Below are 14,833 nucleotides of genomic sequence, written 5' to 3'. Positions count from 1 at the left end.
CATGTCGACGACTAATTCAGGCGGACGAACGACGCTCGAATCGCTACAACAGCCGAATGAAATACCCTATCTTGGAATCGAAGCGCCCGACTTCTGGGCAGTCGCCGGATCAGCAGGCGTCGGCATCACCCTGACCGCGCTGCTCGAACTCGGAGCCTTCGGGGTTGCGCTCACAATCTTCCTCACCGTCGCTGGTGGGACATTGGTGTATGTGACGCCTAGCTATCTCAACGTCCGGCAATGGATCAAGACCGCCGCATACTACGTGAAGCAACCCGGCGAAATCAATAATGTCTCGAATGCCACACTCGAGGCGAACGATAACATCATCCGGCAGTACCAACTGGATAAGGCCACACGAGACACGACGCACATCAAGCGGTTCTATCCCGCACGCGATGCGTTGGAACGTGACGACGGACAGCTTGTCGGCGCCGTGAAGCTCGAACCGCCGAATATGGACTTTGCCGAGGCCGAAGACTGGGCCCAGGTCACTAGGACGTGTGCTGACTGGGTGAACAAAAACCTCGATTTCGATGTGCAGGTGTACGTGACCACACGGTCGTTCCCGATCGGCGATTACATCAACTCGCTCATTGACCGACTTCGCGACCCCGACGTCAACGACAACCCAGTTCTCCAGGCTCTCATCCAAGAACAGATCGAAACCCGGCCCCAACAGCTCGCAGACTCTGGTACGGAACTCGTTCACTTCTACATCATCATCCCAGTGGACAGAGCCGAAGTCATCAACCCCGAAGGCGGAGACAAAACCGCGCTCGAAAAGCTCGCTGAGATTCCATTCCTCGGTATTCTATTCGCGGCATTCGCGAGTTACCGCGAGGACCTCACCGAACAGAAGCGTCGAGCCCGTATGTTCGACAAACTCAACCATCGCACCCAGTCAATCGAATCAAACCTCGTCCAAGAAATCTCGGGCTTCGACAGTCGCCGAGTACCGGTCGAAGAATGGATCGCGATGAACGAACACTTCTGGGAAGGTATCGAACCCGACTTTGAAGACCCCGAGAACGGCTTGCAGGTCCGCCAACAGCCCGCCGTCTCACGAAACCCCGATGGGGTAGTGGCAGAATGAATCCACTTGTTACGGTCCCACCGGGTATCTGGGACATGCTCTTCGGGTGGCTGCCATCGACACCGAACAAGTGTACGACTGCGGGTGGGTGTCCTGCCCCGCTCCAGGGGATTGGCATCTATCTGCTCTTGTTCGGAACAGTCGGTCTCATTGGAGCAGTTGGTATCCATTTCAAGCTCAATAACGACTTTGAGGACGGTCTTATCACTGAGCTCGTTCGGAGTCTCTTCGACGACCAAGCATCCACCGCGGGTGTCGACGAGAACGAGCAGCCAGAAGATTTCACGGAAGAAGCAGCCGTCGCGGAACCGTCTCTGAATGACGGAGCCGATGAATCTGAACCCGAACAGGAGGCCGTCTCAGATAGCGAGACAGCGCCTGTGGAAGGAGTCGGATACTCACTCGATGATGAGTATCTCGACCGGATGGACGACCTCCACCAGGAAACGGTTGCCCCGAGTGGGATTCGGCCGCAGTACGGCAAGATCAAGTCCGGTCAAAAGTGGCGGAAGGCGATGTTTGCTGATACGTGGCCTGATGAAGTCCCCGATGCGGTGTTCAAGCGCCTCTTTACGAAGCCCGACCTCTCGTTCGACCTCTCGATACACATCAAACCCCGAGACCGGAAACGGGCCCTCCGCAAGGCCGAGAGTCGAGCCGAGTCCCTTCAGGCCGACGCCGAAATCTTCGGCGAGAACACCAACGAGTTCGCTGCCGGCGATAAAAAAGAAGAAGCCCGCAAGACAGCCAACGTTCGCGATCAGATTAAGAACGGCCAGCGTCCATCTGACGTCACCCTCTACACGTCAGTTCGTGGAGATAGCGAAGAGGTACTCCAGAGCCAATCGGAAGCTATCCGGAAAGTCATGGGTGATGCCCCGGCGAATATCGGGCTGAAGACCGTTCGCGGCAAGCAGCTATGCACGCTCGAAAGTATTGCTCCAGTTGCGAAAGACGTGCTCGCTGACGAACCCGAAATGGACCCCTCACAAGTAATCCTCGGGGAAGGAGTCGGTGCAATACTGGGGTCAGCGACGAAAAGTACGCTCATCGATGACACCGGGGTCGAGATGGGCGAACACGCCTTCAACGGGTCGCCGATCATCAAAGACCCGTTTGAGAGCGAGACGAACTATAACTGGGTCGTGATTGGTGACTCCGGGTCGGGCAAATCCTACGACACCAAACTCAATGCTGCCCGGACGGTCGCCAAGAAGGAGGATACGATGCTGATTATCCTCGACCCACTGGAAGGATTCGTTGGCGTGTCGAAGGCACTTGGTGCCGAACGAATCACCATTGGTGGGTCGCGAGGGCTCAACCCGCTCGAAATCCGCCAGCCACCCGAACACTTGCAAGAGTCTGCCGCTGCTGATCAGGATCCGCTCTCGTCCAAGATCAAGGACGTAATGAGCTTCTTCGATAACTTTGCTCACAACCAGGGATTAGAACTTGGCGCGGCCAGAACCCAGCTGAATAGTGCAGTCAAGGAAGCATACACCGAGAGAGGGATAACACACGACGTCGAGACGCACGGGAAGGAGAGTCCGACGATCTTGGACGTCGTCGATATCCTCGAGGACATGGCCGACAACCCTGGCGAGTACACTGTCCGGACGGACGAGGAAATCGAGACCGTCCGAGAACATGCGACGACACTCATTAGCTATCTCCGGCCATTCGTAGACGGTCAGTACGAGAACCTTGCCCGGCCTTCCGAGTTCGACCTCCGCGGTGAGGATGTCGTCTACCTTGACTTGAGCCAGCAGGAGGGATCCGGCGGTGGGAGCGGGCTCATGATGCAGTTGATGTTCTCGCTGGTCTACGAGCGAGCGAAGGAGACTGAGAAGAACGTCATCTTCGCGATTGACGAGGCCCGCTACCTGATGCGGGAAGCAAAGAGTCTCGAGTTTCTTGGCCAGCGTGTCCGGCACAGTCGCCACTACGACACATCGATTCGATTTATCACGCAGAACATTCGAGACTTCTTCGACCACGAGGAAGCCGAGTCGATCATCAACAACTCGTTCATCAAGGTGCTCCACCGGACGGAGGAAATCGAAGACTGGCAGGATACATTCGATTTGAACGATGCGCAGGTGGGCTTTGTGAAGGGTGCACGGACCGGAGAAGGCGGGTATTCGGAGGCGTTGGTCGAAATCGACAGTCAGTGGTATCCGATGCAGGTATACTCGCTGGAGGGCGAGAACGCCGTTGTCGACTTCGACGAGCGGAATGATAGTCGCCGAGATTTGCCTGGAGTCCAGCAGCAGGGTCGATCTGTCTACCTGTCGGAACTACAGCGACGGCTTGAGGAAGATTCTCAGGAGCAACATATTATTGACTCTGGAGGGCCGCCGATACTGGCTTTACCTGATGATGAGGAAGATATCGAACTTGAGGACGGATACGAAGAGTTGCTCGATCTGCTGAACAACGATGAGATAGAAGCAGTCCTCGATGACGTGAGAGGTGGCGCGGACCCAGAAGCGACTATCGAAGAAGCTGCTAAGCAGAGACTCAAATCGGTCGAGGAAGTCATCGCCGAGGATTGTAGGGTTACCAATGAATGCTGATACTCTTGACTCTCGAGAGTCGCCTACCAAAGATACTCATCGCGAATACATTCGCGTCACCCCATCGACCGAAACACTCGACCAACAGAAAGCCAGCGACCAGATTGCCTCTCTACATGGGCTCCAAACCAAGACTGACTCTACCACCGGGGGTTTCCTCGGGAAACTCCAGCCCGAAAGCTGGAGTCAAGAGCCTATCGAGTTCGAATTCCTCGCGTTCAGCCAGGGTGAAGAAGAGCCAGTTGAACTCTTCTACGGAGCTACCGCCCGTCTCCAAACGCTGGAGAATCGGCTGCTCGAAATCTACCCGTCGTCGTTCACCATCGAGCGAGTCGAATTTGATATCGGGAAACGGCTTGTCAAACCCGTCAAGTTCTCTCGCTACGACTTCCAGCAGCACCTCCGTAACGGCAACCTCTGGATGGACTACGACGATCTCGTCGAAGCGGAAGACCTCCCAGACCGCAGTCCGGACGACTCTGAGAAAGATACTACAGAGAGCGACGGGTCCAAGTCCGAATCCGAAGCTTCTGACGGCCAACCGACCTCGAGAGTGAGACCGTCCGGTACAACCAGTCCGCCCAGTGGGGAGTTAGAGCGCAATGTTCCGAGTGCAATTCAGGCTCGCCGAAAACAGGAGCTCTTAGATACCGAAGCGTCGAATCTGCCCGAGCTAAGGAGTCCTCAAAGCAGTTTACCTGAGACGCCGGAGAAGAACCTGCCGGACACCTACGACGACCCAGAGAAAGCGATTGACCCGGCTCGGAAAGTCCGTTTCGAGGATGGAGTTGTCATTCTTGACCCGCCGGAGAAGATTCCAGACGACGAGCCGATAGCGACGCTCGACCGCCCAACCCTCGCAGAGGACGGAAATATCTACGCCCGGCCAGCAGCGAGCGAGACGTATCCCCACGGCGCCCGATGGCGGGGGAAAGGTGCACGGAAACACGACTGGATGACCACTCTCCGGACGGCGAATCTCACTCAGGAAGAATCCGGACGCGCCAATACGGGCAACACCGACGAGGCTGCGCCAGTTCTCAGTTCAGTGTTCAACCATCTCATGCGCGCGAAGAAACCCATGGCGTTCCAGGTGTTGTTCCGGCCGAAGCCGGACTGGTCCGGGGATGCGGACTCGCGGAAGCACGACCTGAAGAACGGTCGTGACACGTTAGGGCAATCGGTCATGACCGATCTTCTCGGCACGGACCGTGACGTCGACGACGATGCGGAACTCCCCGACGACGTTTCCGAGCGCATCGACCAACTCTCGAACAAACTCCCCCGGCGCACGTTCGACGTCAATATCCGCGCGGTCTCGGTCGCCTCCCTCTCCCAGATCGGCGAGCGGCAGTTGCCAACGGGAGAGCCTCGGACGGACGACGAAGAGACCATGATTCGGTCTCTTGACGAATTACTCCCAACGTTGGACCAGCTCGACGGCAAGTTCTATGAGATCGACGGCGTTCGCGTCGATCGGCAGAACGCCCGACTCTCACAGACACCGTCGTCGCACCGGCTGTTCGAGCGAGTCCTTAATCGTGAACTCGTGACTCGCGACTCGGAAGGGTCGGTCATCACGCGGTCGGTGTCGAGCGGTCGGGTTCGGCCTGAAGTCGTGGCCAACCCCTCGGAACTCTGCGCGCTCGCAGTCACTCCAAGCGGGAGCGAGATGCAGATTGATGCCTTCCGGGGGACGCACACGAAGCAGCAGGCTGACTCGCCGCTCACGCTGCCGGAGCCCGAACTGCTCCAGAAGTACGACGTCGGGATGAACGTCGGCATTCCGCTCGACAACCAGGGCGAACCGGTTGAAGAACCTGTTTCGCTTCCCGAACGACTGCTGCCGCTGCACTACGCTCGATTCGCGAGTACGGGGGCGGGGAAGTCGGTGGCGATCATCCAGGATATGCTGTCGCTCAACGAGAATGTTGGTGGGCCAACGATTCTTATCGACCCGAAAGGGGACGGCATGAGTCACGACTACATGCAGTCACACTACGCCCAAGAGGGCGACCTCGACGACGTCTACTTCTTCCGCGTCCCCGAGATGATTCCGGGGGTCCCCTTCTTCGATATTCGACCGGCATTGGAGGCAGGGAAGGACCGACAGACGGCTATCCAGAACAAGATCAACCACTTCCACGCCATCATGGAGATGGTGATGGGCGAAGAGGAGTACAACGCGGCGTACGTCGCGCTCGATATCCTCTCGTTCCTCATCACCTCTCTGTTCGACGGCGAACACGGCTACGACGCCTTCCGGTTGGACGATCTTTACGAGGCGGCGCGGAAGATGCAGCAGGAAGAGCGCATCCCACGGTCGTCGGACCCGAACCGGGATATCGAAGCAACCCTCTCGCGCCACTCCGAGAAACCGGACAAGGACTTCCAGCAGTCGATGAGCGCAGTCCTGAGCCGGTTGGAGAAGGTCAAGCAGAACGCCCATCTCTACCGGATGCTGAACTACGTTCCCGAGTGGGACGCAGAGAAAGGGACTTACGCGGAGGACTCGCCGGTGCTATCATTTCAAGACTTCCTCGAGGAGGATGTCGTCCTCTTGGTGGACCTGGGTGAGCTCCGGGACGTCTCGAAACACGCGGTGACGATGGTATTGTTGAGCCAGCTGTGGGACAGCGTTCAGGAGCGGCGTCGCGACGGGAAGACGGACTACGAGGGAGTCGTGAATCTCATCATCGAGGAAGCCGCGCCGGTCGCAGCCACCGAACTCGTGTACAATCAGTTGTTGCCGAAGGCTCGGTCGTTCGGGTTGTCGATGGGGTTGGTGATGCAGTACCCGAGCCAGGTTCGCGAGGAGAGCAATCGAGCATACAACGAAATCCTGAACGAGATCCACACGAAGCTCATTGGGCCAATCGAGTCCGAGCCCGACCTCGGAGAGGTGCTGGAGTTCGAGGGCCAGACCGCCCAGGAGATGCGGAATCGGATTACATCACTCCCACGAGGGCAATGGGTGGTGAGTCTGCCCAGCCCACTGTTTGGTGATCGAAGCCCGGTTCCGTTCTCGTTGCAGGCGATGCCCATTCCGCAGGGCCATCCGGAAAGCGAGGCTCAATTGAAGGAGGCAGCGAAGCAGCGGTTCGAGCGGGCGGAGATGCCTCGGTGTAAGAAGCGCACCCAACGTCATCTCGCCATCGACGACCAGTTGAATACTCAGCCTGTGAAATCGACCGCCGAACAATCCACTCAGCCTACCGAGCCTATATCTGAATCCCCCGACTCGGCTTCCAGTGAGAGTAGGGAAACAGGGCCGTCCATCGCTGCAACATCATCCGACTCAGACTCATCCAACGATAGCGACAACGCGAGCCTCTTCCAGAACTCCAAGGACCTCACATTCGGTGAAGAAGATAGAGAAGTGGAAGGAACAAACGACGAGGCCGCCGAGACTGGTGCTTCGGAGGGTGAAATTGCCGACGAAACTCCTAGCTCACCACCCGAACTCCCGGAACACGTCACCACGACCGAAGGCGGAGCCTACCGCTGCACGATCTGTGGCCGAGATTACAGCGACGACGAAGTCGGACGGGCTGATGCAAGTTCCTGCTGTACATACGACAACGTGGAAGGGTTACTCGCAAGCGCTCGCGGTCTCGTCTTAGAGTCCGACGAAGAATATTACCAGCGCCTCGGTCGGTTCTCCGACCATGCCGACACACGCGGTGTCGACGTCGAGATGGGGGAACTGAAAGAGGCGTTAAACGCGGACCCAGATCCCAATGTCAGTTCCTCCGAACCGGAAGATGATGACAGTAGCGACTCAGATGTAGCCACCGAAGAGTCGCTAGATGTGGGTCTGAAAGCGAACGACGATATTCCGGACGACGTGTTGGAAGAGAAGGGGCTATCCCAAGACGACGTGGAGTTCCTCCGAACAGTCGTGAAGGCGATGAATGGTAGACTTGAGGGGTATTCGCTCCATGAGAGTATGCGGTCACTCAAAAGCGACTTTACCGACATTCACCTCGACCAACTGACCGAGCTCGGATTCCTTGAGAAAAGTCGGGCGGCAAGAAAGGTGTACTACACGGTGCTCCCCGAAGGACGAGAGTTCGTGAATGCCTCTCTCGCTGTTGGAGAGGGCCAAGGTGACCTCGGCGAGAAGACACCCCACAAGGTCGGCGTTGAACTACTATACCAATACCTGTCAAACAAGAAACTGAACAACGACGCAAAGAAATACTACGAACAGGACGAGAAGACGGTCTTCGACGTGGCTGCGTTCAGCACTAAAGGAGATATCCAGAAAGTGGCAGAGGTAGAGACCGAGAGCAACAATCCAGAAGCCGTGGTTGAAGATTACGAGAAAATGGCCGAGTCAGATGCACCGATCGCTATCTGGGTGTTCGACAATCGGGATACTGCAGCGCACGTCGTCGAAGCCCTGCATACGCATGGGCTAATTGAGGACGAAATCCCCTCATCAGCAACCCAGAATTCGACCGTGCTGAAAGAATATATCTCCGACCACGACCTCCCCGGAATGACCGAGATATGGACGCTCACCCAGCTCTACGACGAGGTGAAAGATGACTTGGCGTGAAGCGACCCGCGACGAAATTCATCAATTCTACACCCAGGAGTTCCCCAACTGGATAGACGAACTACCATCGTTCATCTCATCCGATGGGCCGAAAGAGTACGCCATCGCGTTTAGAGACAGCCATCCTATCAAAAAAGACGAGGCGCCTGCTCGAGAGTTTATTCGACGAGGGACTCGGGACGAATACGAAAGTCGAAGGCGTGGCAAGAACTTCAAATCGTTCGACCACATCGTCAACTTCATCCAACGTCCAGCGCGCCACGACCCGTTCGAGAACTCAGACTACGCGCTTGTCGACCCTGATCTTCTCGACAAACCCGACCCGTTACCAGCGGGCGTTTACTACTCGCTCGACCATTGGGAACGGTCGTGGATCATCCTGGTAGATATTGATGCCAAAGATATCGCGCTTGAACGGGGCCGCCGTCTCGTCAGTAACGACTCGGAGCTCTCTGATGAAGAAATCCGGTCGAAGGCCGGAATTCTCGATGCTGCGCCCGAAGGATACCCGTACGCATTCGAAGATATTGAGCAAGCGCTCGAGTACGGATTCACGGTACGGGATATCTTCGAAGATGACTTCGACGCGGAGGAAACGATGGTCGTCTACAGTGGGCAGGGCTGTCACGTCTATCTATTAGACGACGACCGCGACCACCAGTACGATACGAAAAGTCGGGAAGTCTTGGTTGACTATCTCACGAAGCGCCGGGAGATACCGATTGATTCTGTTGTGACCGCCGACCGGAAGCGTGTCGCCCGGCTCCCCTACACGCTCCATACGGACGTCAGTCGTATCGTTCAACCAATCGAGAGTCCTACGTTTGACTTTCGTCGGGCACCAACCCCGGAGTTCCTCAGCGACTGTTCTGAGCGCTCCATGGAGGTGTCAGAATGAACTTTGATCCGCGCGAAAGTCTCGATGCCGCATATCGAATCGCAGTTCTCCCCAGCGAATACAGCACCAGTAAACACCGGCAGCTACTGGAAAGGGGCTTCAAAGCATGGGGAAGAGACGGTGAGTTAGATTACGGCCAGCTCGTGGAAGACATAGAAACGTTCGGTACCGTTGCGTTAGATGAAAGCTCTAACAGGGACCACGCGGCTAACCCCGTCGTCCAAGACCCAGCCGTACTTGCCGTCCTCGCGACACTCAGTGCCGCCTGCATCAAGCGGCACGAGAAATTGACCAGTACCCCTCCCGAGAACCTCGTCCCCCTGCAGAACATCCGCGAACTCTACAGCAACACCATCATTGGGCTGGTGCAATCCTACGAAAATCAGGCAACGATCCTCGAGGACGTCACCGACGTTCTGTATAAGAAACCGCCAGGGGAGGATGGTCCCCATCCCGGTCGCGTCTGTACCGGAGTGACGACCCTCGATGATGGGAACACGTATCTGAAAATCCCAATGCCAGCTGCATCTCGGAAGTGCATGGTTCGAGTTACTGAGGATGGAACACTCGGTGGTGGGTACGATGATGAAACGAAAGCCGCAACGGGTGAGTTCGTCTCAAAAATCGAAGACAACATCGTCCATGTCCCGGTCCAAGATTGCGACCAAAAACTCCAGAAGTGGCATAAATCGGGATTCCCTGCTCTACTCGACAATGCTGAAGAGATGCTACCCGACGATGAACTGGATTACCTTGCAGAAACCCAGACTGCAATCAGCGAGAAGATTGACCACTTCATGCAGATTGGGCATAAAGAACTCATCTGGGATACCTGGAACCCCCAGCAGGCCAAGTACGACGCAATTCGTCAAGCGATTCTCGAGAGTGGAGACGTGACCTTTGACGAGTTCTATTCGGCAGAAGATATCTTCGATGCGATTCAAGAATTTGACCCCGACGACCGATGGAAAGCTTCTCAACTGGCGAAGATAGCCAGTAGGCGAAGTCTTGGGAATAGCCTCACGAAACTGAGCGACGACTACCCCGTTGAAGTCAAGGTGACAGAGACAGGCTACCCGAACGAGTACAAATTCACTCGATCGTCAGCGAGCAGTGAACTCGAAATCGAAGAAATCGAGGATCTCTTTGAGCTCCCATGTTTAGCAAACATGGACGAACGGCTACAGAAGAAAGGACCAGTCCGAAAGGATCTCTACAGCTTCACGCGGCTCGTGATGTGGCTTCCCCAGTACCGGGATGCATCTCTGGACGAGATCGTCGAGGACCTGAAAGAAGTTTTCCAACGGTGGCCATGGTACGACGAACAAGAGACCGAGTACCAGATTCGCTACGAGTTCACCAACACCATCGAAGGGAACACTCCCCTTCCGATGAACTGTGACAACGATGATATGCAACGGTACTGCATCGGGAAAGAAGAGTGTCCATTCTCCATCTACGGCAGCCTTCCATTCCCCGAGGAAATGTATGAACAAATCTCCGACCAAGACGACCGTGAGTTCTAATCGCGCTGTCAAACTGGCCTGATGTATTGCAGACAATAGAAATACTCCACCCGGAGAACTCGACTTTACTTCGCCGCTTATCTCATACGAGCCTGATTAAACCGCTGACATATACCCAGTCTAGTTTTTACGCCCTTCCGTCTGCCCAAGGCTCTCAGATAGACAACAGGTTTGCCGAGAAAATATCTCTAGTGTTTTGGCGAAATCAACATGGGTTTGTGACCGAACCATTGTATAGAACTAATTATATGTTCTTGGCGGTGGGACATAACCCCCCAACCTGAAGCTCCGTTAGACATAATTCCATTGACCTTTTCGGGGGTAAGCCACTTGCAGATCAAACTACCCATTCAGCAACCTCTGGTCGGCAACAGAATTGGCCAGAACACCAAAATTATACTGAAAACGTAAAAACAATACGGTTGTCATCAATGGGGGAGGGGTAGCAGGAATACCCACAATGAGGGTCTCTAACCTCCAAAATTCGGCAAATCGACCGTTCACGAAAGTCTCTATTGATGCCAGACACCGCTCCTAAGCGTTTTACTCTAACTTTAGCGCACTTTCAGGAGAACAGGTTAGTGATTAGACACTCCGGGCCTCTGAACACGGGAAATTCTGGACTCTCAGGGTACTGAATGGCCCCTTAGCGGTCTATTAGGTCGGTCATTCGAGCGGCTACAGGTGCGAAATTGGTGGATTCTTCCGAATGAGGGCCTGAATTCCCGGTTAGCGCTCTATTAGTGTCTGAATACGAGTGCTCAAGGACCATTCGATAAATTTGAGGGCGAAAATTTCTGCCTAGATGGGGTAAGACCATCCTTAGCGCTCTATTAGGGAAGTTGAGGACGGCCGAATATTCGTAGCGGTCTTTTTCACGCACTCTAATCTGCCTAAAGACATTATAATCGGATTTAATTCAGTTAGAGGTCGGATTATACCTGGTTTTTCGTCCAAAGGAAACACCCAGGTATAACGGAATGAGGAGGTATAATGAGATGGTGGTGGTTGCGGGGGCGCTCAGGGGGCGTGGAGAGGGGGAGGGCCAATGGTTAGGAAGCGGATGTATCAGAAGTATGGTAGTGGGGATTGGGGTGTTGGCCGGGCGCGATCAGGTGGGGGTTGAGTGGAGAGCGAGGTCGGGGGTTGGAGTGGTCGAGTCAGTGGGAGTGGTGATTGAGATGGAGATGGTGGGGGAGTGAGAGTAGTCGGCTGAGTGAGATGTTCTGGTGTTGGTGGCGATCGCGATGGAGGGGGTGGCAGGGCGAACTCGAGGTCGAGGAGGAGGGGTGGTGTTCAGTTGAGCCCAGGAGGGAGTGGGAGCAAATCGGTGCCGGTTGGGCCAGTTGGCGGGGTGGAGATGAACGGGGGTTGCCCCCCTCGACTAATCCCGGCGGACACCGGAAACCGAGGAGTGGAGTATTGCATCTTGTAAGCAAGACCATCGTGTGGGTAGGAACGTCGACGACGGGGTCGACCAGCTGGGAAGACGGTCGCGACCAGACGTTGTTCGAGCAGCATCTCGACAGCGACGACGTCGAGGTCGAGGTCGAGGTCAACCGCTACCTCGAAAGCCCCTCGCCGCGGGCGCGGTCGCTCAGCGACATATCCTTCCGTAGGATGATAGGGGTCGCTGAGACGACCAAGCGTTGCGCGCCGCGGCGAGCCCCTTTCAGTCCCACCCGCCGGCTGGTCGGCCAGCTCGCGACCGGCGGCGAGTCCAGATGGAGCGATCGAGAAGCAAAGCCGGCCGAGCTCGGAAGCCAGAAGACCGATGTGAAGCAGCCTACACGAAGCGCGGTGCTCCTCGGTCTGCGCGCGTCCGGCCGTGCTTTACGTTCCTGCCGGGCCCGGGCTTTCGCGCATTCCGTTGCGTCGCCTCTCCGCACCGCCCGGCGACGGACGGGGCACGGTCACGGGACCGGGTCGGGCCAAGTACAGCCACCCGATACCGGGACTCACCCGACGGCGGGGGTTGCGAGCACTCACCCCCGCATCCGGGTTCGCCCGGCGCCGGGCTGGCTGTATCTTCACCTGCGTTGCGTCGCCTCTCCGCACTGCCCGGCGACGGACGCAGGTTCAGACGCGGCCTCATTGCGCGTTCCGGGCGGGCCTCCGTTGCGTCGCCTCTCCGCACCGCCCGGCGACGGACGGAGACTGCTCGCTTTCCGGGCCCACGGGCCCTCCACCCCCGACTGCCTCCGGGCTTCCCGGATAAAGGGGGTTCGCCGTGCTCACCCCCTTTATCACGGGTTCCGGGAGTTCCTCGGGGGCCGCTGCGCTGCCTGCCGGGCATGCGCTCATAACTCGACCGACTACGACTTCGCTTCCGCGGGCTGCTGTTGCGCGCCGGGCAGGCCGCGCGAGGCGTTTCCGTTGCGTCGCCTCTCCGCACCGCCCGGCGACGGACGGGACAAGCTCGCGCGGCCTGCCGGGCCCGGACAGGTCCGGCGGGGCAGGGCTTCCGTTGCGTCGCCTCTCTGCACCGCCCGGCGACGGACGGCTTCCTGCCTTCTCGTCTCCGCTGGTCTCGCGTCGGCCTTATCCGCGGCCGTTCAGCACCTTATACCCCCCGGCCTTGCCGTCTCCTGCTTCCGTTGCGTCGCCTCTCCGCACCGCCCGGCGACGGACGGATCAGGACCCGCGGATGCGCGGAGGGTATAAGGCGCTGACCCGCGCTCGACTCGACCTGCACCGCGCTTCGCTCGTGAGTTTCACCGGCAGTCAGACGTCGCGGCGCGCCTCCAGGTGAACTGAGAGGCGCGCCGCAGACGTCCCTCTGACCAGACAGCAGCGGTCGGAGGAACCAGTAGATTTTGTTGACCCAGATAGGTGGCGGATGAAGAAGCCTCTCAAAGCGAGTAGGGTTGGGCGCGGTGGAGCGCGCCCGTGCAGCAATTCGGTGAACGCAAATGATTGGTAACAACGACAGCGGTAAGAAGGTTTCGTACAGTACGAACGACCACGTGGCGGCGGCGGAGACGGGCGCGCAAGCCCGAAGTGAAGAGCAGGATATCGACGGCCTGTACCAGACGCCGGACCTCGAGAAGACCCCGGTGGCGTCCCAGATAGACAACGCGAACGCGCTAATTGTCGAAGCAGCCGAAACCGAGCAGGGCGACGAGATGTGGCCGTACTGGAAGAAGGCCGGTAACCACCGGCAGGACCTGAAAGGAGTCTCGGGTCCAGACGAGGACGTCTACGAGGGCAAGACGCTCGCGACCGAAGAGCGAATGCGGGGAGAACAGAAGGAGCGCGAGCGGCAGCGTGAGAAGGCCATAGCAGCCGCCGAGGCAGGCATCGACCGAGCGGCGCGGTGCCGGGACGAGGTCGAGAGCGAAGCAGCTGTGGAACACGCAGACTTCGAGGCGCGGGCGGCGTCAGCCGGGAACGGTGCAGACCCCGAGGAGCCGGACGTGCGCGAGCGGTTGGAAGGAGAGAAGCTCGCGGCGGTGAACGAACAGGCGCGGAAACTCGAACGGAAGGTCGCGAACGCGCCCAAGCGGTCGGCGATTAGCCGGATACTCGCCGAAAAGGTGGATGAAGGGAAGTCGATGATGGCAGCCGTGATAGCGACGAAAGAAGAACTCCAAGAGGAAAGCGGGTGCCCGCAGCCGATTGAAACGCTCGAGGCGTGGATGGCCGAATACGAGATGGGCGTCACGGTCCAGGGTGAAGTGACGACGCTGTGGGAGCCGGCGTCGGTCAACCAGCAGCAGGTCGGTATCATCGAAGACGAGCACGGTGGAACGGTGAAGTTCACGGTGTGGGAGAACTCCATGCAGACTACAGTTCTCCACGAAGGCGACACAGTGCGAGTGACCGGAGCGAAAGTCGGCTGGTACAACGGACGAGCGACGCTCGCGGCGGATAGCGAGACGGACATCCAGATTCTCGAACAGGGTGATGGACCGGCACCCCTGCACGGACTCCACTATCAGGTGAGCTTCGACACGGACGGGGCGAGCGGGAGCATCGACGAAGAGAAGGATGAAGAGGTGACGCGGCTGCCGAACAAGCGCTACCGGCGCATCTCGGAAGATGACGACCTGGGAGTCGTGATGGAGAAGGAGTGGTGGACGAATACTCAGACGGTGTTCCCGGAGGTCAGTTGGATGAGCGAAGCGTGGAAGAACAGCGAGCGCGTCGAGCGGCGGCCGGTCGAATAGCCGG

6 protein-coding genes are annotated in these 14,833 nt (G+C 57.5%); all 6 read left to right on the top strand.

The features are described from left to right. The first annotated feature begins 1 nt into the window (after position 1). The 6 genes from ACQUQF_RS20285 to ACQUQF_RS20260 all read left to right on the top strand — a co-directional run bounded on the left by ACQUQF_RS20285 (position 2) and on the right by ACQUQF_RS20260 (position 14,829). The gene (locus ACQUQF_RS20285; RefSeq protein ID WP_435180959.1) at positions 2-1,096 is read left to right on the top strand and encodes a hypothetical protein; all 1,095 of its coding nucleotides are present in this window, start codon (positions 2-4) and stop codon (positions 1,094-1,096) included. 35 nt (positions 1,097-1,131) lie between these two features. Further along, on the top strand, positions 1,132-3,672 hold the full coding sequence (locus ACQUQF_RS20280; protein ID WP_435180958.1) for a VirB4 family type IV secretion system protein: 2,541 nt from the start codon (positions 1,132-1,134) through the stop codon (positions 3,670-3,672). Further along, a complete protein-coding gene (locus ACQUQF_RS20275; RefSeq protein WP_435180957.1) occupies positions 3,662-8,236 on the top strand; it encodes an ATP-binding protein in 4,575 nt (1,524 codons plus the stop codon). Before ACQUQF_RS20280 ends, ACQUQF_RS20275 begins: the two co-directional genes overlap by 11 nt. Next, complete coding sequence (locus tag ACQUQF_RS20270; protein ID WP_435180956.1) at positions 8,223-9,134, top strand: DNA primase; 912 nt, start codon at positions 8,223-8,225, stop codon at positions 9,132-9,134. Before ACQUQF_RS20275 ends, ACQUQF_RS20270 begins: the two co-directional genes overlap by 14 nt. Further along, a complete protein-coding gene (locus ACQUQF_RS20265; protein WP_435180955.1) occupies positions 9,131-10,660 on the top strand; it encodes a primase-associated protein in 1,530 nt (509 codons plus the stop codon). Before ACQUQF_RS20270 ends, ACQUQF_RS20265 begins: the two co-directional genes overlap by 4 nt. Before the next feature lie 2,912 nt (positions 10,661-13,572). Continuing rightward, on the top strand, positions 13,573-14,829 hold the full coding sequence (locus ACQUQF_RS20260) for a hypothetical protein (RefSeq protein WP_435180954.1): 1,257 nt from the start codon (positions 13,573-13,575) through the stop codon (positions 14,827-14,829). Positions 14,830-14,833 lie beyond the last annotated feature (4 nt).

The organism is Halorussus sp. AFM4, from assembly GCF_051194995.1.
In the GTDB taxonomy this organism is placed as follows: domain Archaea; phylum Halobacteriota; class Halobacteria; order Halobacteriales; family Haladaptataceae; genus Halorussus.
The sequence above is the reverse complement of the archived record's forward strand: the minus strand, read 5'-3'. Positions and strand labels throughout refer to the sequence as shown.

Coding starts and splice junctions, on each gene's coding strand:
- ACQUQF_RS20280 (WP_435180958.1), top strand. CDS start 1,132: ATGCTCTTCGGGTGGCTGCCATCGACACCGAACAAGTGTACGACTGCG.
- ACQUQF_RS20270 (WP_435180956.1), top strand. CDS start 8,223: ATGACTTGGCGTGAAGCGACCCGCGACGAAATTCATCAATTCTACACC.
- ACQUQF_RS20265 (WP_435180955.1), top strand. CDS start 9,131: ATGAACTTTGATCCGCGCGAAAGTCTCGATGCCGCATATCGAATCGCA.
- ACQUQF_RS20275 (WP_435180957.1), top strand. CDS start 3,662: ATGAATGCTGATACTCTTGACTCTCGAGAGTCGCCTACCAAAGATACT.
- ACQUQF_RS20285 (WP_435180959.1), top strand. CDS start 2: ATGTCGACGACTAATTCAGGCGGACGAACGACGCTCGAATCGCTACAA.
- ACQUQF_RS20260 (WP_435180954.1), top strand. CDS start 13,573: ATGATTGGTAACAACGACAGCGGTAAGAAGGTTTCGTACAGTACGAAC.